General features: G+C 67.0%; 25 protein-coding genes and 1 pseudogene. 7 read left to right on the plus strand and 19 right to left on the minus strand.

Going from position 1 to position 24,212, the window contains the following annotated elements:
- Positions 1–660 precede the first annotated feature (660 nt).
- Positions 661–1,146 (minus strand): NAD(P)H-dependent oxidoreductase, encoded by a 486-nt coding sequence (locus DN051_RS01570; RefSeq protein ID WP_342781523.1) that lies wholly within the window; start codon positions 1,144–1,146, stop codon positions 661–663.
- A 96-nt stretch (positions 1,147–1,242) separates the two neighbouring features.
- Positions 1,243–1,983, minus strand: coding sequence for a DsbA family oxidoreductase (locus tag DN051_RS01575; protein ID WP_246040840.1), 741 nt, complete (start codon positions 1,981–1,983; stop codon positions 1,243–1,245).
- Between the two features lie 99 nt (positions 1,984–2,082).
- Here DN051_RS01575 and DN051_RS01585 point away from each other — a divergent pair, with 99 nt between their 5' ends.
- Complete coding sequence (locus tag DN051_RS01585) at positions 2,083–2,430, plus strand: winged helix-turn-helix transcriptional regulator (protein WP_342781524.1); 348 nt, start codon at positions 2,083–2,085, stop codon at positions 2,428–2,430.
- A gap of 500 nt (positions 2,431–2,930) precedes the next feature.
- On the opposite strand, the gene DN051_RS01590 is transcribed toward DN051_RS01585, so the two are convergent.
- Positions 2,931–3,569: a dihydrofolate reductase family protein gene (locus DN051_RS01590; RefSeq protein WP_112437692.1), complete on the minus strand. Its 639-nt coding sequence runs from the start codon at positions 3,567–3,569 to the stop codon at positions 2,931–2,933.
- Positions 3,570–4,050: 481 nt separating this feature from the next.
- Positions 4,051–4,911: a hypothetical protein gene (locus DN051_RS46285; RefSeq protein WP_246040841.1), complete on the minus strand. Its 861-nt coding sequence runs from the start codon at positions 4,909–4,911 to the stop codon at positions 4,051–4,053.
- Between the two features lie 333 nt (positions 4,912–5,244).
- Here DN051_RS46285 and DN051_RS01605 point away from each other — a divergent pair, with 333 nt between their 5' ends.
- A complete protein-coding gene (locus DN051_RS01605; RefSeq protein ID WP_246040842.1) occupies positions 5,245–5,532 on the plus strand; it encodes a hypothetical protein in 288 nt (95 codons plus the stop codon).
- A gap of 392 nt (positions 5,533–5,924) precedes the next feature.
- Here the strand turns inward: DN051_RS01605 and DN051_RS01610 are convergent, their stop codons facing one another.
- The 3 genes from DN051_RS01610 to DN051_RS01620 form a co-directional block, all read right to left on the minus strand.
- Positions 5,925–6,455, minus strand: a complete 531-nt coding sequence (locus DN051_RS01610) for an SMI1/KNR4 family protein (protein WP_112437693.1) — start codon at positions 6,453–6,455, stop codon at positions 5,925–5,927.
- Between the two features lie 267 nt (positions 6,456–6,722).
- Positions 6,723–7,094, minus strand: coding sequence for a hypothetical protein (locus tag DN051_RS01615; protein WP_162624779.1), 372 nt, complete (start codon positions 7,092–7,094; stop codon positions 6,723–6,725).
- A 352-nt stretch (positions 7,095–7,446) separates the two neighbouring features.
- Positions 7,447–8,133 carry an alpha/beta fold hydrolase gene (locus tag DN051_RS01620; RefSeq protein ID WP_112437695.1) on the minus strand — a complete coding sequence of 229 codons (687 nt, stop codon included), beginning with the start codon at positions 8,131–8,133 and terminating at the stop codon, positions 7,447–7,449.
- Between the two features lie 211 nt (positions 8,134–8,344).
- Between DN051_RS01620 and DN051_RS01625 the strand changes: the two genes are divergently transcribed.
- A complete protein-coding gene (locus DN051_RS01625; RefSeq protein ID WP_053757221.1) occupies positions 8,345–9,307 on the plus strand; it encodes a helix-turn-helix transcriptional regulator in 963 nt (320 codons plus the stop codon).
- Positions 9,308–9,710: 403 nt separating this feature from the next.
- On the opposite strand, the gene DN051_RS01635 is transcribed toward DN051_RS01625, so the two are convergent.
- The 4 genes from DN051_RS01635 to DN051_RS01655 all read right to left on the minus strand — a co-directional run bounded on the left by DN051_RS01635 (position 9,711) and on the right by DN051_RS01655 (position 14,004).
- Positions 9,711–10,403 carry a M24 family metallopeptidase gene (locus tag DN051_RS01635; protein ID WP_112437696.1) on the minus strand — a complete coding sequence of 231 codons (693 nt, stop codon included), beginning with the start codon at positions 10,401–10,403 and terminating at the stop codon, positions 9,711–9,713.
- 58 nt (positions 10,404–10,461) lie between these two features.
- The gene (locus tag DN051_RS47500; RefSeq protein ID WP_342781525.1) at positions 10,462–11,496 is read right to left on the minus strand and encodes a pyridoxal 5'-phosphate synthase; all 1,035 of its coding nucleotides are present in this window, start codon (positions 11,494–11,496) and stop codon (positions 10,462–10,464) included.
- Positions 11,497–12,145: 649 nt separating this feature from the next.
- Entirely contained in the window at positions 12,146–12,475 is a 330-nt protein-coding gene (locus DN051_RS46300; RefSeq protein ID WP_246040843.1) for a winged helix-turn-helix transcriptional regulator, read from the minus strand.
- A gap of 455 nt (positions 12,476–12,930) precedes the next feature.
- The gene (locus DN051_RS01655; protein WP_112437698.1) at positions 12,931–14,004 is read right to left on the minus strand and encodes an NAD(P)-dependent alcohol dehydrogenase; all 1,074 of its coding nucleotides are present in this window, start codon (positions 14,002–14,004) and stop codon (positions 12,931–12,933) included.
- Positions 14,005–14,348: 344 nt separating this feature from the next.
- Here DN051_RS01655 and DN051_RS44810 point away from each other — a divergent pair, with 344 nt between their 5' ends.
- Entirely contained in the window at positions 14,349–14,870 is a 522-nt protein-coding gene (locus DN051_RS44810) for a hypothetical protein (RefSeq protein ID WP_162624780.1), read from the plus strand.
- 32 nt (positions 14,871–14,902) lie between these two features.
- Here DN051_RS44810 and DN051_RS01665 read toward each other — a convergent pair whose 3' ends face one another.
- The 3 genes from DN051_RS01665 to DN051_RS01675 form a co-directional block, all read right to left on the minus strand.
- The gene (locus DN051_RS01665) at positions 14,903–15,421 is read right to left on the minus strand and encodes an AAA family ATPase (RefSeq protein ID WP_112437700.1); all 519 of its coding nucleotides are present in this window, start codon (positions 15,419–15,421) and stop codon (positions 14,903–14,905) included.
- 231 nt (positions 15,422–15,652) lie between these two features.
- Positions 15,653–16,900, minus strand: a complete 1,248-nt coding sequence (locus DN051_RS01670; RefSeq protein ID WP_053758776.1) for an IS110 family RNA-guided transposase — start codon at positions 16,898–16,900, stop codon at positions 15,653–15,655.
- Positions 16,901–17,171: 271 nt separating this feature from the next.
- Positions 17,172–17,630, minus strand: a complete 459-nt coding sequence (locus DN051_RS01675) for a YidB family protein (protein WP_112437701.1) — start codon at positions 17,628–17,630, stop codon at positions 17,172–17,174.
- A 626-nt stretch (positions 17,631–18,256) separates the two neighbouring features.
- On the opposite strand from DN051_RS01675, the gene DN051_RS01680 reads away from it, so the two are divergent.
- The 3 genes and pseudogenes from DN051_RS01680 to DN051_RS46305 all read left to right on the plus strand — a co-directional run.
- Positions 18,257–18,664: a YciI family protein gene (locus tag DN051_RS01680; RefSeq protein ID WP_112437702.1), complete on the plus strand. Its 408-nt coding sequence runs from the start codon at positions 18,257–18,259 to the stop codon at positions 18,662–18,664.
- 8 nt (positions 18,665–18,672) lie between these two features.
- Positions 18,673–19,818 carry an RNA polymerase sigma factor gene (locus DN051_RS01685; protein ID WP_112437703.1) on the plus strand — a complete coding sequence of 382 codons (1,146 nt, stop codon included), beginning with the start codon at positions 18,673–18,675 and terminating at the stop codon, positions 19,816–19,818.
- A 201-nt stretch (positions 19,819–20,019) separates the two neighbouring features.
- Positions 20,020–20,255 (plus strand): annotated as a pseudogene (locus DN051_RS46305) (IS5/IS1182 family transposase); the annotation flags it as partial.
- Between the two features lie 338 nt (positions 20,256–20,593).
- Here the strand turns inward: DN051_RS46305 and DN051_RS01695 are convergent.
- The 5 genes from DN051_RS01695 to DN051_RS01720 all read right to left on the minus strand — a co-directional run bounded on the left by DN051_RS01695 (position 20,594) and on the right by DN051_RS01720 (position 24,200).
- On the minus strand, positions 20,594–21,424 hold the full coding sequence (locus tag DN051_RS01695) for an SDR family NAD(P)-dependent oxidoreductase (protein ID WP_112437705.1): 831 nt from the start codon (positions 21,422–21,424) through the stop codon (positions 20,594–20,596).
- Positions 21,421–21,795 (minus strand): putative quinol monooxygenase, encoded by a 375-nt coding sequence (locus DN051_RS01700; protein WP_112437706.1) that lies wholly within the window; start codon positions 21,793–21,795, stop codon positions 21,421–21,423. Before DN051_RS01700 ends, DN051_RS01695 begins: the two co-directional genes overlap by 4 nt.
- Positions 21,796–21,857: 62 nt before the next feature.
- Positions 21,858–22,253 carry an EthD domain-containing protein gene (locus tag DN051_RS01705; protein WP_079001599.1) on the minus strand — a complete coding sequence of 132 codons (396 nt, stop codon included), beginning with the start codon at positions 22,251–22,253 and terminating at the stop codon, positions 21,858–21,860.
- Between the two features lie 165 nt (positions 22,254–22,418).
- Entirely contained in the window at positions 22,419–23,012 is a 594-nt protein-coding gene (locus DN051_RS44815) for a carboxymuconolactone decarboxylase family protein (protein ID WP_162624781.1), read from the minus strand.
- Between the two features lie 477 nt (positions 23,013–23,489).
- Positions 23,490–24,200, minus strand: coding sequence for a VOC family protein (locus DN051_RS01720; protein WP_112437709.1), 711 nt, complete (start codon positions 24,198–24,200; stop codon positions 23,490–23,492).
- Positions 24,201–24,212 lie beyond the last annotated feature (12 nt).

A 24,212-nucleotide genomic window follows, 5' to 3' on the forward strand; every position in this document is an offset into this window, starting at 1 on the left:
GATCCGGCAACACGGCCACCCACACCGCGGTCAGGCCCCTGGGCCGTCCCGGCCACCAGTCCCCAGTCCCCAGTCCCCCACGCCGACACACCATGCCGGCTGTGCGACGAACCCCGAATTGCTGCACAGACAGCGATGCAGCGAGGGCGAGTCCAGGACCCGACACTCACCGATGTTCATGGGCTCGTGGCTGCGCAGCCGCGCCGACAGCTCCATGAATGTACATGCGCGGCTTGCACAGCCGACGCCGACGGCACCAGCCCTCGGGCGGCTCAGTTCCAGCAGCCAAGGCGCGCTATCACGGCTGACGTCCGTACCGGCCGTGCGCAGTACGCATCCCCATGGCAAAGGCGATCGACGGCGGCCACAACTGCGCATGGGGATCGACGAACGCCTCCGCGCCCCGACCGTCCCGCCGCCGCACACCAGACGCGGGTCAGGTCTGCGCCACGCCCGGGGCGATGGAGTCGTGTCGGCCGCACCGCGGCGGCGGTGCCGTATCAAGTCACGTGGCGAGCTGCTGGCTGATCTTCTCGGCCTGCAGACGGGCCTGCTCGTGGGCATTGGCCAGGGAGGTCTCGTGGGCAGGGATGAGGTGGGCGAGCGCCGGGACGACGGGGGCCTTGGTCAGCTCGGCGGTGAGGGTGGTGACGTCGAGGCTCAGGTAGGCGGGGTCGCCCAGGACGGACTCCAGGGTCGGTACAAGGAAGTCCTTGCCGTGGTTGGGCGTGCCAGGGCCGTAGCCGCCGCCACGGGCGAGATCAGCACGGCCGGGCGCCCGGCAGCGGGTGCACCCGTGGGGTTGATGGTCCGGCCGGGGAAGATGACCTGGTCGAGCCAGGCCTTGAACACCGAGGGCATCGTGCGGTTGTACATCGGCACGGTGAACAGGTAGGCACTGGCCCCGAGGAACTCCGCGATGAGCTCCTCCTGGACGGCGGCAGCCGCAGCCTGCTCCGCGGTGTGCTGGGCGGGGTCCGTGGACCGAGCGGAGAGGCCGGCCGCACTCAGGTGCGGCACAGGTGAGGCGGCCAGGTCCCGGTGGACGACCTCGCCCGTCCAGGCGTCCCGGAAAGAGTCGGCGACCTGGCGGGAGACCGAAGCGGTACCAAGGGAGGAGGAGTCGACGTGCAGCAAGTAGGACATGACAAACGATTCCTGTCGTATGGGAGATGGAAAAAGGAGTGGTGTCGCGCATTGTGCGACCCCATCGGGCTGTGAAGGCCGCGGAGCGAAGCCGCTTCAGCCACCGGCAGCGTCATCGCCGGGCAGTGCGCATCCGTCCGGGCAGCAGATCCCATCGGCGTCCTCCACCGAGGTGTGGGCGAGCGGCGGGTGGGTGGCGTCCCACACCTGCTGAAAAGCGCCGAGGAGTGTGTCGGTGTCCTGGGCGCCAGGGATGGCGTACTGGCCGTCGATGACGAGGAAGGGGGCCCCACGGGCGCCGAGTTCCCTGGCGCGGCGGGCCTCGTCCTGGACCTGCTGTCGAAAGCGGCGGTCCGTCAGGGCCTGTCGGGTCTCGTCGCGGTCCAACCCGAGCTCGTCGCTCAGTTCAAGCAGCGCGTCAACGTCGAACAGCGAGCGGACCTCGCCGAAATACGCGCGAAAGCTCAGCTGCCACGCCTGCCTGTGCATGCCCCGTGCAGTGGCATGGGCAAGGAATTCATGGGCCAGTTGGGTGTTGGCCTTCTTGTTGTCCAGCACGACGTACGGCTGCAGCCCTTCGCGCTCCGCCAGTACCTCGACCCGGCGGGTCGCCGCTTCGGCCTGAGCGTCGTCCATCCCGTACTTCTGCTTCAGCATCTGTCGGGTGGACACCGCGGGGCTGCTCGAAAGGCCGGGGTCCAGCGGGAAAGAACGGTGAAAAACCTCGATGTCGCCGCCATGGGCGAACCTTTGGACGGCCTTGTCGAGACGATGGCTGCCCAGACCGCACCACGGACAGGTGAGGTCGGACCAGAATTCCACCTTCAACGCCGCCACCTCCACTACCTACGCTTTGGGCGCAGCGCCATGATGAGCCAGTATGGGAGGCCGTACAAAAGGCACATGGGTGTGTGCAACCGGAAGGGAGTGTGCGCCATGGACGCCACCGCAGGGGACACCGCGGTCAAGACGGACACCGTCGCAAGCTCTGGGCCCTGCGCCCGCTGGCCGGCGGAGAACAGGGCAATCATCCGGCAGATCATGGACCGGGCCGGCGACAAATGGAGCGCACTTGTGATCGCCACCCTCAACGACGGACCGCTGCGCTACACCGACCTGCTGCGCCGCATCCCCGGCATCTCCCAGCGCATGCTGACCCTCACCCTGCGCCAGTTGCACCGCGACGGACTGATCACTCGCACCCCCTACGCCGAGGTCCCGCCGCGAGTCGAGTACAACCTCACCCCCTCGGCCTCACCCTCCACGACATCGTGGTGTCTCTGATCGACTGGGCCGGCCTCCACCACGACGAAATCAGCCAGAACCGTGCCCGGTACGACACAGCCACGAAGTGAGGCCCGCAGGACCGGGTGTTTCAGGAATTTGGTGCAATTGGACTGTTTGGCTTGCAGGTTCCTCGGTGGGCTGATCGAGCTACGCCTGTGCGGGGTAGGGCGACCGTCAAAGAGCAGGCCGCACTCATTACGTGCGACGTCGCGCGTGATGTTGCCTGTGGCAGCCGCCTGAGCTGCAATGACAGCCGACCCCAGTACGACATCGCCCGAAGATCACCAGCAGCACCCCTGCCGAAGAGGTCGGCGTCGCAGAGGTCGGTCGCCGTTCGGGGGAGCAGGGCAGCTGGCTCAGCAGGTCGTGCACACCAAATGCCGTAAGCACCAATGCGTGCGACATGCCGAACGTAGCCGACAGGCGGCAAGCCCCCGTCACTACCTGCCTTCGCGAACGCCGCCAGCTGACCTCTCCCAGCCGTTCGGTGGATTCCCTCAGTTCTGTCGACGGTCGGCCTCCAGACCGTGGTCCAGCGCTGTCGCGTCCGACAGGTTCCGGGCGCGACGGACCTGGAAGCGCAGATGCGTGACGAGCGGCGAGGAGAGGATTCTGGTCCGTTCCAGCTCGAGGTGTTCCGTTCCCAGATGCTCGAACAGCCGACGTCCGTCGCCCATCAGCACAGGCGCGAGCTGGAGATTGATCTCATCGAGGAGTCCTGCGCCGAGCGCCTGCTGAGCGATGTCCGCCCCCATCAGTGCGACGTTTTTCCCGTCCGCCACTGCTTCCGCCTGCTGAAGCGCGCTTTTCAGACCATTGGTGATGAAGGTGAAGGTCCCACTCTTCATGGCGCGCTGACTTCGAGCGTTGTGCGTGAGCACGAAGCACGGCACCGGGAAGGGAGTGTCCTGCCACACCTGGACACCCACGTCGAATGTCCTTCTGCCCAATACGACGGCACCTGTCGACGCCGAAATCTCCTGCGTCACTGAAGTGTCGACGTCATTGGTCGGTGTGTTCAGAATCCAGTCATGCAGGCGCAGACCACCCCGGCCCATGGGGTGTTCGACACTGATGTCCGGACCCGCCATGAAGCCGTCGAGTGACATGGTTACGTGCAAGACCACCTTGCTCATATGACGGGTACCTTCCGCGCGGCTGGGGTCGAGAGCTCAAGAAGTCAGACCGTGCGGCAAGGACGAACTCATCGGCTCACCGGGCGTGGGTCTTAGCTGCCCGCCTGCAGGCCGGCGACCTCGACCACCAACTCAACTCGGGCAAAAGGTTCCTGGCTGGTACGGAACAGCTGCCAGACCCTGTCGATGGGCAGGAGGGCAGACTGATCACGTGACCGCATCTCGCAAAAGCTCTCGACACAGGTCAGGAGGTGTTTGAGCCTGACTTCGATGACCTACGTCGTAGACCACCAAGTCTGAGAGATCCTGGCTGCACGGAGATTGGACAGGCGGAGACCGCGTAGCCCAGAGCGCTCGAGGAGCACCACGCCACCCCGCCCGGCGCCGGGCGACACGCGCCGCGAGTTCTCTGACCAGATCTCCACCGATCTGAACCTCGAGAACCAAGCAGTCCCATAAGGGATCGTTGGTGCCCCCTCGATCAGCCTGTGCGCTCTTGGCTCGGGACGTAGGACGGGATCGTCCAGCGCATCATTGTCCCGCCCTTTGGGCCACATTGAAGCGTCACGGGATACACCTGCCCGAAGCGGCGCTCGCCACGGTGTCTCATCGCGTGGTCACCGCTGTCCCAGTTGATTCCCACTACCGGGCAGCCAACGACCTCGATGGCGCCGACCCGAAGCGGGTGAGTCCAACTCGCCCGGTTGAAGCGGTGGAAATCGGTGTGCTCATCGACCGCGACCATGATGCCCCGGCCCTGTTCGTCGCCCTCCCAGGCGTTGAGGGCGTCGGCAAGCTCCGCAGCATGGTCAAGAGGCACGTCGAGCCACCCTCGCACCTGGCTGCCGCGCCGAGTGATCAACTCTCCCCCGAATTGAAGGTGGGCGGCCTTCGCGTAGCCGCCCCAGTAGATGACGTCGGCAAGACCGTCGGTGGACGGGTGGCCGTCTCCGGTCCAGGAGTCCAGTGCCACCGCGTCACCGAGCACCATGCCGCCCCGGTCGACCGGCAGGTCACCGATAACGATCGGTTCGTCCCCTGCGGTGCCGGCCCACGGCAGGCCGAGATCCATCTCGAGGACCGCGATCGTCTGTCCGCCGTCGAACGGAGACGCCGTCGCGCTGGCCCTGACCGGCAACGGCCTGTCAGTCGCTGCGGACACCGCGACCATCTCACACATCCAGTCGTGGACATGCCCACCGCCGATGGAAGCTGCTGCCATTGCGCGCGCGGACAGCGGTTGGCCCAGCTGCGGCCAGTAGTCGATCCACGATGCCATCCCAAGCACGATGACTCCCGACGGCGCCGTCACGACTCCCAGGTCAATGTCAGTCTCAGCCACCCGGCGATTGAACCTTCCGCCAGCTCTCAGGATCAAGGTCCGGCCGGTTCAGGGGCTGTGGTCGCCCGGGGCTACCCGCTCCAGGTTCCACCAACTTCGACGACCGAGTCGGTCCGCCACCCCGGGCAGTTACCTGTGGTTCGCGGGCGAATGAGACCCGTGCCCCAAGCGTGCCTGATCCACCGGAGAGCCACGGGGAATCCTGCAGCCTGACGGGTGCTTAGTTCGCCGGTCGCCATGGCCAGGTCCCAAAAGTCAGCCACGAATCGGCCCCACCTCGTCCCCCAAAAATGAGGCTGGCCCTCCGCATCTGGCGGATGAGACGATCCGTGGATGGCAGACGCACAGCTACCCCCGAGTTGGTCCCTTCAGCAGATCCGTGACGTATCCGGGGACCAAGAAGCTGTCGCCCTGGATCCAAACCGGGCGGTGCATTGGGTAGCCCGCCCCGAAGCCCACGACGAGGTGCTGCACCCGGAGATCGTACTTGGATTCCACAGCTTGTGCCTTGTAAAGCCTTTCAATGACGACGACTGGTATATGGGCAGCCTGTACGACGACGGCAGCATCCTCTGTTGGGCGGCCTATGGCGATCTGTACGAGGCACTGCGCGGTCTGTAGCGGCATGCGGACTGGGCTGCACTCCAAGAACTCACGTTCCGACCATCCCATTCCGCCTCCTGTCACCACCAGTCGCCGCGGCTCAACACTGGCCCGGGCCGTCTCCGGGCGTCGTTCGACGGCTTCATCCCACGGGAGAGCTGCCGACTGTCCGCGATGGGCCCTCGATAGCCGCCAGGGGCTCCCCGCCGCTTCACTCCGGCGTATCGCGGCAAGCAGGAGCATGATTTGTTCGTGCACATCATCAGATGGGCTGCACGGACTTCTGCCACATCGCCTTGACAGACCCAGTCGCCGACCGCGTTCTGACCTGGTGACTCGGATGGGCCGCACGTGTCGTCCGCCAAAGACTTCCCGACTGCTACGAACGCTGGCTCGCGCGCGTCACCGCATCAGGAAAGTTCCCTGGCCCGGGAGACTTCCTCGCTGCCAAAGATCTTGTCAGACACGAGACCTTCGACAAATGACCGGAAGTCCTTGGCAAGCTGCAGTTCTACATCGAACTCGATGTCGAACCAGGTGACCATGGGTTCGCCGTCGCTTCCGCATTCCCGATAGTCGAGCGCGATCCAATAGTGCCCGTGGCCGGAAACGAGGACGATCGACGAAGGCAGACCCCACTCCTCAACCAGGTAGGGCGTGTCCAGCAAGGACACCATGGTCTCGCTGTGGCCGATCCCCATCAACTCTCCGAAAGGGACATGATCCTGACTCCATGAGGTCGGCTCGGCGGCAGGGGCGGCGTTCCAAGCGTCGGCCACCGCACCACCGTTCTGCTCACTCAGCAGATCGAGCAAGGAAGGCGGCAGTGTCACGCCGAGCTCGTGCTCAGCATCCCTGACCGCTCGATCCGTCAGCGCCGGCTGGACTCCATATGCTCCCTCGCCCCAGAACGTTTCCTTGACCTCTTCGAACCTCGGCACGGCTGCATCCTACGAGCCGTCTCCGGATGGGGACAGGCTCAGGAAGAGGAGGCAGCGTACGCCTGCGCCCTGATCAACACCGAGGCACACTGATCATGGACGCCATGCTGGAGAGCTACGAAGCCGCCGATTTCACGCCGTGGCCTGTCGCAAATCCGCGCCCAGGTCTCAAAGGGAGGCAGCCACCATCCATCCGCGCGGAAAGACGGATGGGCAGCAAAGCTTCGAAATCGCACCGTGAGCAGAGCGTCGGAGCCGTGTCCCCACTCAGTAGCACTCTGGTGGAGTCCTGAACGCCGCTGACCCTGCCCTGTCACCGGGCTCAACGATGACGAGGTCGTGTCCGTCCCCCTCCCGATCAGCGCCGAACCCATCTCGTACCGGCACGGCTTCAAAGAGCGCAGTCACAGCGGCAGCCAAGGCTTCAACCTCACTCCTACCCAGGACCATGCCCCGCAGGGGATCACCCGCCACCCGATACATCACCACGACGGGCTCATCGGCGGCGAGATCCACCGCCCACGGCTCGGGCGCCAGCCCCAGAACGTGAGCAGACAGCAGTGTCAGTCCCCGCCACTCACGTTCAGCGCGACCGTCGTCCCTCGACGCGAACCGCTTGATCACGCGCTCCGCGGTCATCTCGACACCATGGGTGCCCCACTGGGCAGAACTCATGAGAAGCGATCCTGCCAGCCCATTCCGTCAACACACTTGCGTGTTCTCTGTTCACGGGCCACAACTCGACCACGTGATGCGGAGCATCAATCTCCGGCCGGACTCGTGAAGCCTCATCACTGGCCCCAGGCTGTGCTGTTCTACTGGCACGGCAGGTGTGCAAGGCAGCCGGTCGCGCCTCCGCCAGGGCGACGCGGACCACGAAGTGACAATACGTGCACGACGGACCGGCAGAGAGTCTCGGCGTGGGCCATAGGACCTATTCACCGCCCCACGTCCGTATGAGAATCCTTATGGCACATACCGGCGGTGCCCGTCACGCCGGGTCGGCTGCCGCGGCCAGAATCCGGGCGAGCTCATCGGACTTGGTGATCACGGGCCAGTGCCCCGAGTCGATGTCAGCGAAATCGACGTGCTTGGCCCGAGCGAGCTCCGGGACATCGCCGGAGTCGATCCACTCCCGAGCCTGCCCGGGCGTGAACTCGGTGCACACGACCACCACCGGGACATCAAAGCGCCGTTCGTCTTCCAGCCGGACCACGCCCTTGGCCACCCCTTCCGGCACGGGGATCGCGCCGGTCTCCAGCTCCCGCCTGGCCGCTTCATCGAGGTCGGCGGCATCCGGCCCCTCGAAAGGACCCCAGCCGGGGAATGGCATCACGCCGTCCTTCACCTCGAAGAAGTCGGCGTAGGGCAGACCATCGGTGGTCGGAAAGCCGCCGATGAGGGCGACCTTCGCCACCTGCTCCGGCCTCCGGTCGGCGGCCATCCAGGCCAGCGAGCAGGCAGCAGAATGCCCCACCACCATGGGCTTGCCCGGCGTGGCATCCACGGCTGCGAGCACCGCAGCCAGCTGGTCACCGAGCGTGGCGGACGCGGAGCCGTCTCCCTGGCCCGGCAGGGTGAGCGGCACCGGTCGATGGCCGAGGTCTTCCAGCGCGGACGCGACGTTCCCCCACACAGATCCACTCAGCCACAGGCCGCCGATCAGCAGGATGTCCATGGTCAATCTCCCCTCTTCCGGTTCAGGAGTGCCACCGTAGAAGGAGATCCGGACAATCCACTACCGGTACGCGCTGCAACCTCCCGCCGCCCCACCCGACACCCGGCCGCCACCCCCAGACGCAACCAGACCGGGCGCCCCCAAGCGTTTGAAGCGAAGTCATGGGAATGCGACCGTAGGACGGCTCGGCGGAGCGGACTAGCCTGCTCCCGTGCCGAACGATCTCAGCCCCACCGCGCGAGCACTCCGCGTGCTCGAGATCCTCCAGACCCGCCCCGGAACGACAGCCGGCGAGCTCGCCGGTCGCTTGGGAGTCACGGAGCGGGCCGCACGCCGGTACGTCGGCATCCTCAAAGAAGCCGGCATACCCGTCGAGTCGGCCCGGGGGCCGCACGGCGGATATCGCCTCGGGCGCGGAACCCGGCTGCCCCCTGTGCACTTCACGCAGGCCGAAGCGCTCGGCATCGTGATGGCGGTCCTCAGTGTCGAGCCGGCTGCGAGCGACACCGGGAACTTGATCGGTACGGCCTTGGGCAAAGTCGTGAAGGCACTTCCGGAGAGCGTCGGCCAGCAAGCGGCACTGCTGCGCCAGTACGCGTCAGCTGTGCCCGACCCTTATACGGTCCGCCCGGATCCAGCCGTGACCAGTTCTCTTGTCGATGCCGTCGCCGACCGACGCCGCGTGCGAGTCACATACCGCAGCGACAACGGTAACGAATGGGAGGCCGAGGTGGACCCCTGGTCCATCGTCATCCGCTACGGCCGCTGGTACTTGCTGTGCCACTCCCACCGCGCCGACGCGATCCGCACGTACCGCATCGACCGGGTCCACTCCGTCCGCCCGACTGAGCACGGGTTCAAGCCCCCCGAAGACCTCGACCCGGTGGCCGTGCTCGAGGAGAACCTGGGTAAGGGGTGGGAGTTCTCCACCCGAGTCATATTCGACGCGCCCCTGCGTGAGGTGGCCCCCTGGATCCGGCCCCCTATGGGACGGCTGGAGCCCTTGGGAGACGGATGCGTGCTGGTCGGCAGCACACGCAATCCAGACATGTATGCACAAGAATGGCTGGCCAGGATACCCTTCTCGTTCCGCGTCGATGGCGGGAAGGAACTACGCACAGCAGTCTCCACGCTCGCTACGCGTCTCACTGCCGCAGTGAATGACCAGCCCTGACGGGAGTTGCAGAGCCGGTCGACAACAGACGTCTTTCCCGCGGAGGTGTTCACGCCTTGCAAGGCACCGGGCGATCCAGAGGGCAGTTGCCGAAGCGCCGTACACAGACGCTGTAGTAGGCCCGCGCGGAGCAGTTCACGGCGCCACGACCCGGCACCCCGTTCACCGTCGGTGCAGGTCGAGACGGCCGCCTTCTGTCACTTCCGGCTCCCTCAGTACGCCGACGTCCCCCGCGCCAAGGTCCAAGTCATGCAGACCACAGTCGCCATCGGGCCCTCACCCACTTCCCTCCGGTCGCGCCGGCCTTCGCCAATGCCCGGCGGGACGCGACCGGCGCCCGCTTCATCCGGCTCCCCTGACCCGCGCCCGCGTCTGGCCCGCCCTCCACACGGCCGGTGGACGGTCAGCCGAGGGAGAGCAGCTCCTCGTAGAAGCCGCCGAACTCCCTCTCCCGGTCGACCAGATGGACCTCCAGTATCCAGTGGCAGGTCTGGCCGGCCTTGTCGGTGCGGCGCAGCGGGGTGTCGTTGTCGGGGGTGATGTACGACTCCGTTTCCGCGCCGTCGATCCGCTCGTGCGGGAACTCGCCCACCAGGTGCCCGGCGTGCCAGCCGCCCAGTGCCCAACCGGCCTCCGCCGCGTAGCGCTCCACCTCGGCGTACAACTGCTTTCCGGTGATGTCGTCGTGCTTGGTGAAGTACCGCTTGCCGGCAGCGAAGATCTCCGACAGGTCGTCGCGCAAGCGGTGCTTGACGGGGTCGTCGCCGAGTACGAACGTCCGGCCGAAGTCGGCCTCGTAGTCCTCGAAGATGGGGCCGAAGTCGGCGAACACGATGTCATCCTCGCCGATCACCCGGTCCGGCGGGTTCTCCCGGTACGGCCGCAGAGTGTTCGGCCCGGAGCGCACGATCCGCTTGTGCCAGTGTCGGGTGGTCCCGAACAGCTCGTCCGCGAGGTCCCGGACCCGGTCGCTGACCGCCCGCTCTCCCGCGCCCGGCGCGACCAGCCCACGCTTCTCGATCACCGCGAAGAGTCGTTCGGCCTTGGCCTGGGCGTCCAGCAGTCGCGCCGCGCGCGTGGATTCGTCCTTCGCCATGGCTCATAACCTAGCCAGCGTGATCGTCTCGGGCAACGACTTGTGCACGGGCGAGCAGTTAGGGCCAGAGCATGTGGCGCACCCACGGGCTGTGGCGATCGCGGCGTTCGTAGCGCAGCCGATTGTGGAGGCGGCCCTTGTCCGCCTGCCAGAACTCGATCTCGGACGGAACGAGAGTGTGGAGCGTCCACTCCGGGCTGATCAGATCGGGTTCGGCCTCGATGCGGGCCAGGGCCGCACGGAACGCGCGGTCACGCTCTTCGGCATCGGTCAGATGCTCGCTCTGGCGCCCGAGCAGAACCTCAGCGCGAGCCGAGGGAGCGCGCGCCAGCAGATCCGCAGCGCTCTGCTCGGCGGAGGCCGGTTCGTCCGTGCCTCGCAGCCGGACCTGCCGGCCTTGGAGAGGCCAGTAGAAGGTGAGTGCCGCGCGGGGCCGGCCGCCCAACTGGCGGCCCTTGGGACTGCCGGAGTGGACGGCGAACTGCCAGCCGTCGGTGTCCACGTTCTTCAGGATGAGTACGCGGGCGTCCGGGCCGCCGTCCTCACCGATGGTCGACAGGGTCATGGCGTGCGGGTCGGGCACGCCCGCGGCGACGGCCTCCCGCAGCCATTCGAGGAACAACTCGACCGGATCGGCCGGGGCAGCGGCGGGATCGAAATCCGGTAGCGGGCCGGCGAACACCTCCAGACTCCGCAGCCACTGCCTCACGTCCAGGTGCTGCGCGGTGTCCTTGCGCTCCAGATAGGCCCACGCATTCGTTCCCGACCGCAGCGTCACCCTGACGCGAACGTAGTCGTCGACCTCGTAGTCGTCGGCCATGGCGAGTTCGGTGTCGCTGATGACGAACACCTGGCCCTCGACGGTGTCCTGTGGGTCCGGAGAGACGACGACCATGGGGTGCCGGTCGGTACCGCTGGTCTCGATCACGGCAGGGTCGGTGATCAGGACGGTCGTCATGCGGTGACCGGGCAGGGCATCCGGTCTGCCGTCGAGCAGGCGGCCGAATCGGGAGAGCTGGACCCCAGGCAATTGCAGGGTGCCGTAGGAGAAGAGGTGATGGACGGCCTCGGCAGGTACGGTCGGATCAGTCACGGCGTGCAAGCTCCTTCAACGGGCGTGGGTTTCGTCAGGCGAGGCGAAATGGAGGGCGGTGCATATGCCGTCCGGACGCGGTTCACGGCCGGGTGCGGGATCTCGCCAAGGGCGTGGGGTATGTCGACGACCGAGAACAACAACGCGTGCCGTTCGGTCCGGTCGGCATCGACGATCAGCGTGAAGCGCTTGTGCCGCAATCGGCCCGCGCCGTGGAGAGTCGGCAGCCGCGGCGCCACGGCCATCTGGTGGGCGGCGTCGGTGTGGAGGGGTCCGGAATCTCCTCCGTGCAGGCGAACTCGGTTCGTTCGCAGTCCAGTTCGCTGCTCACCCCGCGCATTTCCGCACCAGCACGGCGGGGGAATTCGGGCCGCGCGCCGGGAGAGAGTCGGTTCTCCGGCGTGCCGCGCGCGGCTCCGGGGACCTGTCCACAGTCGATTCCGGTTCCGGGACAGGCGAACAGCGCGGTGTCGGGGGCATCCGCGGCGACGACGGGGAGGTCGGTTCACCGCGTGGGGTGCAGGTCGGTGCTCTGCGTGGAGGGCAGTTCCAGGCCGTCGGTCACGCAGGAGGGGACCAGGGCGTGCACCGGGGCGCGCTCCGCGCCGTCCGCTTGCGCGGTCGCGGTGACGCTGCTGTCGCCGAAGACCTACCGGTCGCCCCAGTCCAGCCTGGCGACCAGCAGAGGCAGGAGCGCAGTGCCGACCTCGGTGAGCGCATACTTGTAGCGCGCCGGACGCCGCTGGTTGAGGCTGCGGCCGAGGACTGCTTGGGCGGCGAGTCGACCCGGCCGCTTGCTGAGGACCTTGCGGGCCAGGCCGATCTCCGCGGCGAGCGCCTCGAGGCGGATGTGCCCGCGGGCGATCTCGCGCAGCGCAGGCACGTTCCACCAGTCCCCCAGGACCAGAGCCGCTTGGGCGATGCCGCAGGTCTCTTCGGTGTTGTGGATCCCCGGCCATAGTAGGTTCCTTTTCGGCACTCATTTTGTTCCCGAATGGAACTTACTACCTCGCCGACACAGGAGCACAGTCTGAGGAGGTGCACCATGACAGCCGCTCGCCAGGTCATCGCGCGGGAGATCATCGAGAGGCGAGGCACCCCGTGCTCGGCGTCCCCCGGCCAGCGCCAAGGCCCGCCGCGGCCTGCCCATCGCCAACCGCTCTTCCGCTACATCGTCGGAGTTGACGCCCACCTGCTGCCGGTCCCGATGATGTACATCCTCAACGGCGCCCAGGCGCCGCCGAACACGAGACCCTGGACAGGATCGTCGGCACAGTCACGGAACGATTTGACCGCACCCGCAGCACGCCGCTCTCCCCTTCGCGAAGCCGTAGACACCCCCACAGGGCCTGGCCGGTTGATCCCTGAGGACCAGACCCTGCGGACAGCCGTCCAGCGAGGCGCGAACCGGGTGGAGACGCCGTCGCTTTGAAGTCATTCGAAGTCAACGACCAGGCGGCCGACGACGTCGCCGCGGCCGAGAGCCTCCAGGTTCTCGTTGACGTCCTCCAGCTTGATCTTGGTGACGTTGTGCTTGACGAGGCCGGCATCCGCCAGGGCGAGTACCTCCGCGAGGTCCTCGTAGTTGCCCCAGAACGAGCCGAAGTAGGACCGCTCCGTCCCCACGAACGGGAACTGCGGAAGCTCGACGTGGTGGTCCATCAGACCGACGGACGCCACGATCCCTTCAGAGCCGAGCACGTCGAAGGCCATCGCGATGGCGTCCTTGCTGCCCACGCAGTCCAGCACGGCATCAAGCGTCCTGCTGCCGGTCAGCGACTCCAGCGTGTCCTGGATGGCCTCGGTCGACTTGCCCCTGACGTTGACCCCGTGGTCCGCCCCGTTCTCCTTCGCCACTTCCAGCTTGTTGTCCGAGCGGGTCAGGGCCACCACCGTCGCACCGCCGCCCAGCAGCTTCGCGTACTGGACCCCGTAGCTGCCCAGACCGCCGATACCTGTCACGCCGATGACACGTCCGGGCACCACCTTGCCCGTGTCACGCAGCTTCTTCATCGCACGGTACGGAGTGAGCCCCGCGTCCGTCATCGGGGCCAGGAACTCGGGATGCCGGGCGGCCTCCTCCGAGACCGGAATGGCATGGGCGTACTGCACCCCTATGTACTCGGCGTAACCTCCGGGCGGCCCGAACCCGACCCACCGGCCCGTGCCACTGCAGATCTGCTCGTTGCCCTCACGGCACTGACGGCACGTACCGTCGCCCCAACTCGTGAGGACCACGACCATGTCACCCTCGGAATAGCCCGGCGACTCCGGCACCGCGCTGCCCTTCCCCACCACACGACCGGCCACCTCATGGCCGGGTATGTAGGGGAAGTCCACAGGAAACGGACCCTTGAAGTAGCCCTCGATGAGCTGGAAGTCACTGCGGCACATGCCTACCGCGGCAACCTTCACCAGAACTTGGTCCGGGGCGGGTTCGGGAACGGGTACCTCCTCCAGCCGAAGAGGTTCGTTGTACCCGTGCATCCGCGCTGCTCGCATCTGCATGGGGCGCCTCGCTTTCCCTGGCCAGTAGTGGCACGCGCGACGACGGACAGACGAGGGTGGTCCGCCCGTGCCGACTCGCGGCAGGCCACTTGGACACGACCAGAGTCCCCCACCCATCCCGACTTCACACCCTGAATAAGCACACATATTCCATAAGAGGCACACGTATGGGACTTTCTCGGGCGCAACCTAATATGCAGCGAGTAATCGTTGACTTACAGATGGTACGCACGTCGATATCGTGGCCGCCCAGGGACCGTCCGCGTGATCTCGACATGCGGAGGCCGGGACGTCAACTGAAGAGATCGAACCAAACGCGCGATCGATGCCCTTAGGGTGATCTTGTGAATACCTGGGACGTTCTACCGGACAACGAGCGCCGCCAGTGGGTGTTGGATCCGTTCGTGAGCGTAGGGCCCCTGCGATTTGGGATGAGTCGTAGTGAGGTATCTGCGGAGCTGGGCGGTATCCAGGTGAACTGGGGTGTGCGCAGCGCACATGACGGAGCAGGTCACGACAGCTACTCCGAAGTGGGGCTGACGCTGCACTACGCGGCGGGTGATCAGTTGCGTGCTGTTCGGGTTGACGCCCTTGGCGGGCCGCAAGTCTTCGCGGGCGACACCGCGTTGGTCGGCCGGGTTCCCTCCGAGTTGGAGCGCTGGGTGGAAGTACGCGCCGAACGCCGAGAACCCGATCCCGAGCTCTTCTACCTACCCGGCGGGGAGATCGGGTCGGTGAGTCTCGGATTGGCGCTGTGCCTGCAGCGGGCCGGAGATCGGCTGCTCACCCGGCCGGTCTTCCTCTCCTCCGACACGATGGAAGACAGCTATGACAAGCTGGGCAGGGACGCGTGGGTCATCTCCTGAACCTGACGAGCAGGCTCACGTACGCAGCCAGATCAAAGCGATGCAAGCCAGGCCTCCGTGTCATCGGGATGACCGAAGTGGATCGTGTCGAGAGGGGCGAAGCGGGGATCGCGGACACGGTGACCGACTTCGCGGCGGCGCGTCCCGTGCTGCGACCAGGCCCACCAGACCGGGTGTTCCCGGCTCAGCCAGCCCGTCCAGGTTTCGCGGTTGCCGCCGAAGAGGGCTTCGCGTGTGACGGTGCGCCTGAAGGACCGACGCAGAACGCGGGGGATGATCACGCGTTTGGGATAGTCCAGCCAGATCACGGTGTCGGCCCTATCCCACAGCAGGTCACGGACTTCCGGATAGCCGAGGGAATCGATGATCCAGCGGGGCTCGGCCGTCAGACTGGATACGTCTTCGGTCAAATTGTTGTTGATGGCCCAGTTGGGGCCGTTGAAGTACAGCGCGTCCATCTCGTGGTAGGGCACGCCCAGACGACTGCTCAGGGCTTGAGCGAGCGTGGTTTTGCCCGCACCGGTGACACCCACCACCAAGATCCGTTCCACGGATGCACCCTATCCCGGCACCCTGGGAGGAACGCTCCCGCGCCCCTCCCCTGCCACCACCGGCTCACCAGATGACACGATGTATCGGGTGGCTCGGGGACCGAACGTACCCGCCCGGCCCGTCGACCACGACCGGCAGAGAAGAGCCGGGACACAAGAGGTGGTTCGGTGTTCCAGGCCGACGCCACTGCTCTCTTGAAAATGACCTGAGCTTGCGTGTATCGGTGCAGCTCAACCGGCCTCTTCGCGTGGGGTGACGGTGACATCGAGGCCGAGGGCGGCGAGTTGGGCGATGAGGCGGCGGGTGTGGCGTTCCTTGCCGAGCCGGTTGGTGAAGTGATCAGGACCGAGGTCTTGGTAGGGGACCATGTCGCGCAGGATGTGCCAGGCGGCGACCAGGATGGAGTGGCCGACCGCGACGGTGGCGCGCTTGCTGCCGCGGTGGGGAACGAGTCTTCGGTACTGGGCCCCGAGGTAGGTGCCCTTGCTTCGGGCGGCGGTGGCGCCGGCCAGGAACAGGGCGGTCTTGAGCCAGGTGTCGCCGTGACGGGTGCGCCCGGACAGTCGCTTGCCGGCCGACTCCTTGTTACCCGGGCACATCCCGGCCCAGGACGCGAGGTGCCCGGCGGTGGCGAAGCGGCCCATGTCCACGCCGACCTCGGCGATCAGGATCTGGGCCAGAGTCAGGCTGATCCCGGGGATCGTGATCAGCAGCTCGGTCTGCGCACGCAGGGGCAGCAGCTGCCGGTTGATTTCCTCACTCAGGCGGGCGATCCGTGCGTCGGCCTCGTCGATCGCGCGGAGCATCGAGGCGACCATGAACGCGTGGTGCTCGCTGAAGGCTCCGGTCAGTGCCCGGGTCAGCAGGGGCACTTTGCCCTGCAGGCTGCCCAACGCCAGCTCCGCCAGGACCTGGGGATCACGCTCGCCCGCGACCAGGGCGTCGAGCATGGCGCGCGCGGAGCGGCCGGTGATGTCGCTGACCACCGAGCTGAGCTTGATCCCGGCGTCTTCCAGGAACATCGCGAGCCGGTTGACGTCGCGGACCCGGTCGCGGGTGGTCTCGGTGCGGTACCGGGTCAGGTCCCGTAGCTGCCGGATGTCACGCGGCGGTACGAAGCTGGGCCGGACCAGGCCGTACTCGACCAGGCGGCAGATCCACTCGCAGTCCTTCACGTCGGTCTTGCGGCCCGGCACGGTCTTGATGTGCTGGGCGTTCAGCAGCCACGGCTCGACCCCCTCGGTGGCCTCCAGCAGGTAGAACAGGGGCTTCCAATAGGACGCGGTCGCCTCCATGCCCACCCGGGTGATCTGGTTGTCCACCAGCCAGTCCCGCAGTTCCAGCAGGCCGTCGCTCATCGTGGAAAACGTCCGCACCTCACGACGGGCCCGCTTCCCCGAACCCGGCAGCCGGATGCACACCTTGGCGTCCGTCTTGCTCAAGTCGATGCCCGCGCATCGCTCTTCCACCACGTCCACGAACCCTGCCCCTCCCAGTCGAACCGCGACGGGTACCCGCCCTTCCGAGGCCACAGGATTCAAAGACGCTCTCTTGCGTGCTCATGGCAACAACATTGGATTCCTGCACACGGCCCCCGCGTCCGACTGGCTATCGGGCTCACTCGCACCAAGCAGCAACGACGTCCTCCGGACGGGCACCCCGCCCCATTTTCCCGGCCCCGGGGTGCGGCCGACAGGCCGCGGGATGACTGGCTACTGTCGGGCCTCTGGGCAGTACCGGGCCTGCCGCCTAGAGCTTCTGCTGCCGGATGATGTCCTCCAGCGAGCCGCTGGGCAGAGAGCCGGTCGGGGACAGCTTGTCGACGGCCGCGGGAAGTGACTGGGCGATCTCGTCGGCGGCCTGCTGGGAGCTGACACCCGTCTGCTGAGCGACGTGTTCGAGGGTGGCGTTCGGCAGCGCCTCCGCGATCTGCGCCCCGCTGACGGGCTTGTTGTCGCCGGTGCCCAGCCAGGACTGCGCCTGATCAGCCAGGCCGGACTTCGTCAGCATGTCGAGGAGCCCGCCGAGCGGGTTGTTGCCGACCGCTGCCTGGCTGCCGGCCGCCTGACCGCCACCGGCCTGACCGCCCGCGCCCATCAGCGCACCGAGCAGCGCCCCGAGAATCTTTCCGCCGTTCCCGCCGCCACTACCGCTCTGACCGCCGCCGAGGAGTCCGCCGATGAGGGAGCCGAGGTCGTTACCCGCCATGGTGTTGCCTTTCACTGGAGGACCGGGCCGCGCAAGCAGCAGCGTGCCCGGCTCCGGGAGACATGAACAATGTCACCCGAATCGCCACATGTCGCTACTTAGCGCACGCACGCCGGAGGGCACTCGCTTCGCCACCCGGCAGCATTTGCCCCTTTCTCCCCGCAGAAGGCGGAGAGACGATGCCGACCCAGGTCGGCGCCGACAAACGTGGGCGACCCTCACCGTTCGGCACCTGAGCCCGGCGAGAACGACGTCGAACAGGAAGGGCCCGCGGCTCCTGGTGCTGAGCGCCAGCCTGGGCGGCGGACGCAGACCCGGGCGTGGCCGCGCAGTGGGCAGCGGTGTGAGAGGCCATGGCGCCTGCCACGGTGCCTGGCCCGGTCGCGACGGCGAAGACAGTCGACTGGCACCCCGCCGCCCGGTTCGGTTGTTCGGTCACTGCCGATCTTCGAAGCTCTCGCCCTCGCGCCACGCCGTGGGCCCGGGCACCGCAAGGCGACTCACCCGGGCCCAGCAACGCGAAAGCCAAAAAAGGTTCGGACACCGATGTCGAGAACACGCGTCCGGCTCCGTCCCAGGGGTGAACGTGCCGACAATGGGTCGCACGAGTAACTAGGAGAGCCACGATGGCCAAGTACCTGCTGCTCAAGCACTACCGCGGCGCCCCCGCTTCGGTCAACGACGTGCCGATGGACCAGTGGAGCCCGGAGGAGATCTCGGCGCATGTGCAGTACATGAACGACTTCGCAGCCCGGCTGGAGAAGACGGGCGAGTTCGTCGGCGGCCAGGCGCTCGCCGCCGAGGGAGCATGGGTCCGCTACGACGGTGCGGGGCGCCCGCCGGTCACGGACGGTCCGTTCGCAGAGACCAAGGACCTCATCGCCGGCTGGATGATCATCGACGTCGACAGCTACGAGCGCGCCGTCGAACTGGCCGGGGAGCTGTCGGCCGCCCCTGGGGCGGGCGGCAAGCCGATCCACGAGTGGCTGGAGGTGCGCCCGTTCCTGGCCGCGCCGCCCACCATCACGGAGTGATGTCACCGATGGACGAGGTCCTGCTCAGGAGCCTCACCCCGAGCGTGCTCACTGTCCTCGTCCGCCGCGGAGCAGACTTCGCGGCGGCCGAGGACGCCGTGCAGGACGCTCTGGTCGAGGCCGTCCGGGTGTGGGCGGCCGACCCGCCGCGGGATGCCAAGGGTTGGCTGATCACCGTGGCCTGGCGCAAGTTCCTCGACGCGACGCGCGCCGACGCCGCCCGCCGTCGGCGTGAGGACCGCGTCGAGGAGGAGCCGGCGCCCGGGCCGACGCCCGCGATGGACGACACGCTCCAGCTCTACTTCCTGTGCGCGCACCCGTCGCTGACCCCGGCATCGGCGGTCGCGCTCACGCTGCGCGCCGTCGGCGGGCTGACCACGCGCCAGATCGCCGAGGCCTACCTGGTGCCCGAGGCGACCATGGCGCAGCGCATCAGCCGGGCCAAGCGCACCGTGTCCGGTGTGCGCTTCGACCGGCCCGGCGACGTCGCCACCGTGCTGCGCGTTCTCTACCTCGTCTTCAACGAGGGCTACTCCGGGGACGTCGACCTGGCCGCCGAGGCCATCCGGCTCACCCGGCAGCTCGCGGCCCGTATCGACCACCCGGAGGTCGCCGGGCTGCTCGCCCTCATGCTGCTCCACCACGCCCGGCGTACCGCCCGGACCTCGTCCGACGGCAGCCTGGTGCCGCTCGCCGAGCAGGACCGCGGCCGGTGGGACACCGCATTGATCGCGGAGGGCGTCGGGATCCTCCAGGCGGCCCTCGCCCGCGACCGGCTGGGCGAGTACCAGGCCCAGGCCGCCGTCGCGGCACTCCACGCTGACGCGTCCGCCGCCGAGGAGACCGACTGGGTGCAGATCGTCGAGTGGTACGACGAGCTCGCGCGCCTGACCGACAGCCCCGTCGTCCGACTCAACCGCGCGGTCGCCGTCGGGGAGGCCGACGGAGCACGGGCCGGCCTGGCGGCGCTCGCGGTCCTGGACGCCTCGCTGCCCCGCCACGCTGCGGTGGCGGCGTACCTCCACGAGCGCGACGGTGACCTGGCGACAGCGGCACGGCTGTACGCCGAAGCGGCCCACAAGGCACCCAACCTCGCCGAGCGCGACCACCTGACGCGCCAGGCCGCCCGGCTCAACGCCCGCCGAGGTCAGTGAAGGGCACCACTGGGACTTTCCCTCAGCGCGGGGCGCACCCCATGGCGAGGGCGGTCACTTCACAATGAGTGGGCGGTTCGAGACCAGCCGCACAACGCGTTGGTGGCGGCGCGGCCCGGCTGGTGGCCGGGACGCGGGATGAGCGTCCCGGGCTGCGGTGAAATGAACAATGCGCGGCTGATGTGATCACGGCGTCGCAGCATCGACGCCGTTGCACGGCTGGACGTCGCCGCCGGCCGACCGCTGTGCTCTACCGCAACGACGGCGGCGTAGGGGAACTGTCCGGCGCGAGGGCCACCGTCGGCCCAGCCACGCCGATCGCCGACGGTGGTGACTGTGGCGCCGGGCTCGTGATCCCGCATCGCCGCGCACGCGGCCAGAGCGAGCTCCCGGCCTGGAAGAAGGAGCACGACCGCTCACACCGCGAAGCAACAGCGGGCAAACGCCCCAGCACCCAGACGCCGGCGATGCCTGCCGACTGATCCCGAAGAGCCGGCAGGACATCGCGGCGTCTCTGTAGACCGACGTGGCGTATCACGGCCACGCGCCACCTGGCCTCACGGTCGAACGGCGGAGTGCAACTGGACTTCGACATGTGGGTCTCCGTGGTGATCGGAGGCCGCCGGGGTTCGACCCGCGCGAACCGGCCCACCATCCGGCCGGTCAGGACCTCGAAACCCTGCCACCCCGCAGCATCCACGCCCGCCTCACCCTGGATGGGACCTTGGCAGCCGCGGACGGGTGATCGACCAGAGTCTTACGACCGCAGAACTCCTCAACTGCCGGTCAGCGCAGCCGGCGCCGGCGGCCGCTCGGGCTGTCCCGTCCAAGAGGAGAGGCCGCCGTCAACGAGCACGGTTGCGCCAACCATGCCCGAGGCATCGTCCGACGCGAGGAACAGCACGACGGCCGCCACCTCACCCGGCTCAAGGGCGCGACGTGTGGGGTACTGCTCGATGATGGCATCCCAATAGCCGTCGATGCGCCGGAGTTTCTCCGACTGAGGTGTCTCCACGATGCCCGGGCACACGCAGTTGACCCGAATGCCGTCCCTGATGTGATCGATCGCCATGCTGCGCGAGAGATTCACGACTGCGCCCTTGGCGGCATTGTACGCAGGAAGGCCGTAGTCGCCCCGAAGTCCGGCCGTCGAACCGATGTTGACGATCGCACCGCCGCCGCGCCTCACCATCTCCGGCACGAACGCTCTGGAACAGTGGAATACACCGTTCAGAGTCACATCGAGCGTTCTCTTCCAGTCGTCGAACGCGACCTCGGCAACGGTCCCGAAGGCACCGATGCCAGCGCAATTGACCAGGACATCCAAGCGGTCATGGCGTGTCGAAATATCACTCGCTGCCGCCTGGACGGCGGGCCAGTCGGTGATGTCGAGCTCGACAGCCTCGGCAGTCCCGGGCACCTTGCCATCATTGACCGCGTCAGCAACCCGGTTACCGGCAGGCGCGTTCGAGTCGACGATGACGACGTGTGCGCCCTCTGCGGCGAGCCTGCGAACGGTTGCCTCTCCGATGCCGGAGCCTCCACCCGTCACCACGGCGACGCGGCCTTCGAATCGGGCGGCGGTTCCTGTGTCGACGAAGTTCATTGCCCTCTGCGCTCTCCTTCTGCCGGCGGCCCGGCTCCGCGACCGCTGATGGATATGTCTTCACTTGAGGTGAGATCGCTCGCCCACTCCGACAGCGGCGCAAGCCACTCGACCGTCTTCTCGACGATGAGCTCCGGCATACGCGCCATGTACTCAACTCGATAGGGCTTTGCCAGTTCGACCCGAAGAAACTCCTCGACGGTGCCCTTCCAGATCTCGTAGAGGATGATTTCCTGCGCGTCCTCCGGATTGTCGTGAACGACGACACAGGCGCACGCCGGATCGTTCGTGACTCCCTCAAGAACCGGCTGAAGGAGTCGGAGGAACTCCTCCTTGCATCCCGATTTCATCTTGAAGCGCGCCAGGATCACCAGGTGGTCGTTGATCCGCGGTGACCCATTCCCCGGCCTCTCGGCCCGGGGCGCCGGCGCGGTCAGCTGAAGCTCCCGCGCATCGCTGGATCGGACCCGCCGATGACGTGCTCGGTGCCGTAGAGCATCAGGAAGGGAGCGTCAGAATCGGCGATCTTCAGTTCGTCCGGCCTGAGAAGGTTGAGGTAGTCGTCGCTTGTCCATGCCTTCATGGCGCTGTCCGTACTGTCGAACCAGAATTCCGCGACGACGTCGAAATCTGTCGCGTCGGTGGTCACCAACTGGCCGTCGGCCAAGCCGAATCCGCCGATGACATGGTTCTGCACGTAGCGATGGCAGTGCTGCCAGAAGCCGGGCGCAGACTTCACGAGGTCAGCGTGCACGGAGAGCGCGTGGTGCTGCATTTGGTGACGGCTCAAGCCTGGTTTGCGCTTGCCGGCGACGAGAACCTTGATCATCTGTCACCACCCCTTTCATGGTCGGAGCGGGTGCGGGTGGGAGGCAGACCCGCTGCACAGAGCACGGCCTTCTCCGCCCCGCTCATTGAGCGCCCGCCGTTCTACTGACACAGCGCACCGTAGTGTGATGCTGACCAGCAGTCAATGACCTGAAGTAAACGACTGTCAGTCAGAGACAGCCGGCGGCTGGATTCCGAACACCTTGAGATGCGTGGCCACCAGGTCGAAGTACGTCACGAGACTCACGACGTCCATGACGACCTGGAGCCCCAGCGAGTCGACTGCCTTCCGGTAGTCGCCGTCCGGCACGGTGCCGTGTGCCAACAGGCTTGTGACGAGCTCGAAGACTGCCGCCTCGTCATCGTCTTGGAAGGCGGGAGCGCGGCCCGCCTCCATCGCACTCAGGTCGGCCTCGCTCAGGCCGGCACGGCGACCCGCGAGCTTGTGCGCATACAGTTCGAATGCACTGTTCCGACGATGTGCCACCAGCAGGATGAGGATCTCGCGGCTTCGACGCGAGACCTGGGCATGCTGTTCGAGCACGTCTCCCAGGGCTTCGAGCGCGAGTCCGATCGCAGGACTGTGCACCCAGGCTTCAGGCGGCCCAAGGAGACAGCCTTCGCCGTCGATGAGACGGAAAGGACTCGACGGATCAGCCCTCCTCCCGGTGGAGAACTTCTCGTGGAGTTTTCGCTGTTCGGGGGTCATCTGGTGCGGCAAGACCTTGGGAAGGCGCCGACCAGGCAGGGGATGGCTCACATGTAACCTCTCTCCTCAGCGCACCAGGACGTGGCTGGGCACGCTGCTCAGCCGTCGGCACGATGTGCAAGAAATTCTTCTCAGCGCCGTCGCGGCATGGTGGGCGGGACGGACGAGGACCGCACGGTCGTGAGCGATGCCCGACAGGTCCTGCCGGACTCCTGCGGGAGTGGCCGCACGTGTCGGCGCGCACGCAGGCTGTCTCGATGGGCCTCAGAGGCGATCGCTCGCGTCTGCTCCGCCGCTGCGCGCCGTCCGCCCCCAGTAGGCCGGCGACGAGCCCACACCGATCGCGTCGCCCCGTCAGGTCGTGCGTCGACATGTGTCGGCCGGGGCCCCGCTGCTCCCGACATCACGGCATGCCATTTGACGGGCAGGCAGGCGCGAGCATCACAACACGGTCGGCGCAGGTCTTGGAGATCCACGGGAGCGGCAGTCGCCGCCGGCTCCTTCTCCGGCGGACGGATCAGCCGCGGCTCAGTGGGGTCCGAAGGTCGGGTGGTCCGGCCCCCACGAGCTGTGGTCCCAGACGTAGGGACCGTCGACGTGGACGTGCATCCGCTGACGCTGATCGGGTCGCGGAGCGAATTCGCCCTGGACGTAGATGCGCCGGTGCAGCTCCTCGAGGCCGGCGCCCCGGTTGCGTGCGTCGATGACGCGATCGGGGTCGAAGAGGATTCCCGCGGGATTTGTCGCGAATTCATCGGCGGACCGTATCCACTCCCGGGAGAGCTGCCAGTCGCCAAGTGCGTCGGTCTGGATCTCGACGCCGTGCCCGACGGGGTCCCGGTAGTAGAGGGAGATGGTCAGGCCGTGGTCGATGCTCAGGTACGGGTGGATGCCGTGATCGCGCAGGTAGGCGTACTTCGTCAGGAGGCCGTCGACGGTGGGGAACTCGAATGCGGAGTGGTCGAGCCTCGCGCGCCCCCCGTACTCGGCATCACGGGTGAAGGCTGGGTTCGTCACGAACACGAGCCGGTGGTTGGCTTCGTCGTTGGAAAGGAAACACACCTCGGACTCGCGCTGGTACCCCCGGAAGTTGACCTCCATGTCGAGGACGTCCTGGTACCAGGCGATCATGGCGTCGAACTCGTCGGTGGTCACCTTGAACGCAAGGTGGTGCACCACGGCCCTCTCCTGCACCGCGTTTACCGGCACCGTGCGAGCCATGTCGGCGCTGATGGTCATCCGACAACTCCC

The sequence above is a fragment of the Streptomyces cadmiisoli genome (genome assembly GCF_003261055.1).
Taxonomy (GTDB): Bacteria; Actinomycetota; Actinomycetes; order Streptomycetales; family Streptomycetaceae; genus Streptomyces; species Streptomyces cadmiisoli.

Bases quoted from the DNA above. Each gene is read 5' to 3' on its own strand.
- DN051_RS01570 (WP_342781523.1), bottom strand. From the start codon at position 1,146: ATGTCCTACTTGCTGCACGTCGACTCCTCCTCCCTTGGTACCGCTTCG.
- DN051_RS01585 (WP_342781524.1), top strand. From the start codon at position 2,083: ATGGACGCCACCGCAGGGGACACCGCGGTCAAGACGGACACCGTCGCA.
- DN051_RS01590 (WP_112437692.1), bottom strand. From the start codon at position 3,569: ATGAGCAAGGTGGTCTTGCACGTAACCATGTCACTCGACGGCTTCATG.
- DN051_RS01605 (WP_246040842.1), top strand. From the start codon at position 5,245: ATGGCAGACGCACAGCTACCCCCGAGTTGGTCCCTTCAGCAGATCCGT.
- DN051_RS01615 (WP_162624779.1), bottom strand. From the start codon at position 7,094: ATGACCGCGGAGCGCGTGATCAAGCGGTTCGCGTCGAGGGACGACGGT.
- DN051_RS01620 (WP_112437695.1), bottom strand. From the start codon at position 8,133: ATGGACATCCTGCTGATCGGCGGCCTGTGGCTGAGTGGATCTGTGTGG.
- DN051_RS01635 (WP_112437696.1), bottom strand. From the start codon at position 10,403: ATGGCGAAGGACGAATCCACGCGCGCGGCGCGACTGCTGGACGCCCAG.
- DN051_RS01655 (WP_112437698.1), bottom strand. From the start codon at position 14,004: ATGCAGATGCGAGCAGCGCGGATGCACGGGTACAACGAACCTCTTCGG.
- DN051_RS01675 (WP_112437701.1), bottom strand. From the start codon at position 17,630: ATGGCGGGTAACGACCTCGGCTCCCTCATCGGCGGACTCCTCGGCGGC.
- DN051_RS01680 (WP_112437702.1), top strand. From the start codon at position 18,257: ATGGCCAAGTACCTGCTGCTCAAGCACTACCGCGGCGCCCCCGCTTCG.
- DN051_RS01685 (WP_112437703.1), top strand. From the start codon at position 18,673: ATGGACGAGGTCCTGCTCAGGAGCCTCACCCCGAGCGTGCTCACTGTC.
- DN051_RS01695 (WP_112437705.1), bottom strand. From the start codon at position 21,424: ATGAACTTCGTCGACACAGGAACCGCCGCCCGATTCGAAGGCCGCGTC.
- DN051_RS01705 (WP_079001599.1), bottom strand. From the start codon at position 22,253: ATGATCAAGGTTCTCGTCGCCGGCAAGCGCAAACCAGGCTTGAGCCGT.
- DN051_RS01720 (WP_112437709.1), bottom strand. From the start codon at position 24,200: ATGACCATCAGCGCCGACATGGCTCGCACGGTGCCGGTAAACGCGGTG.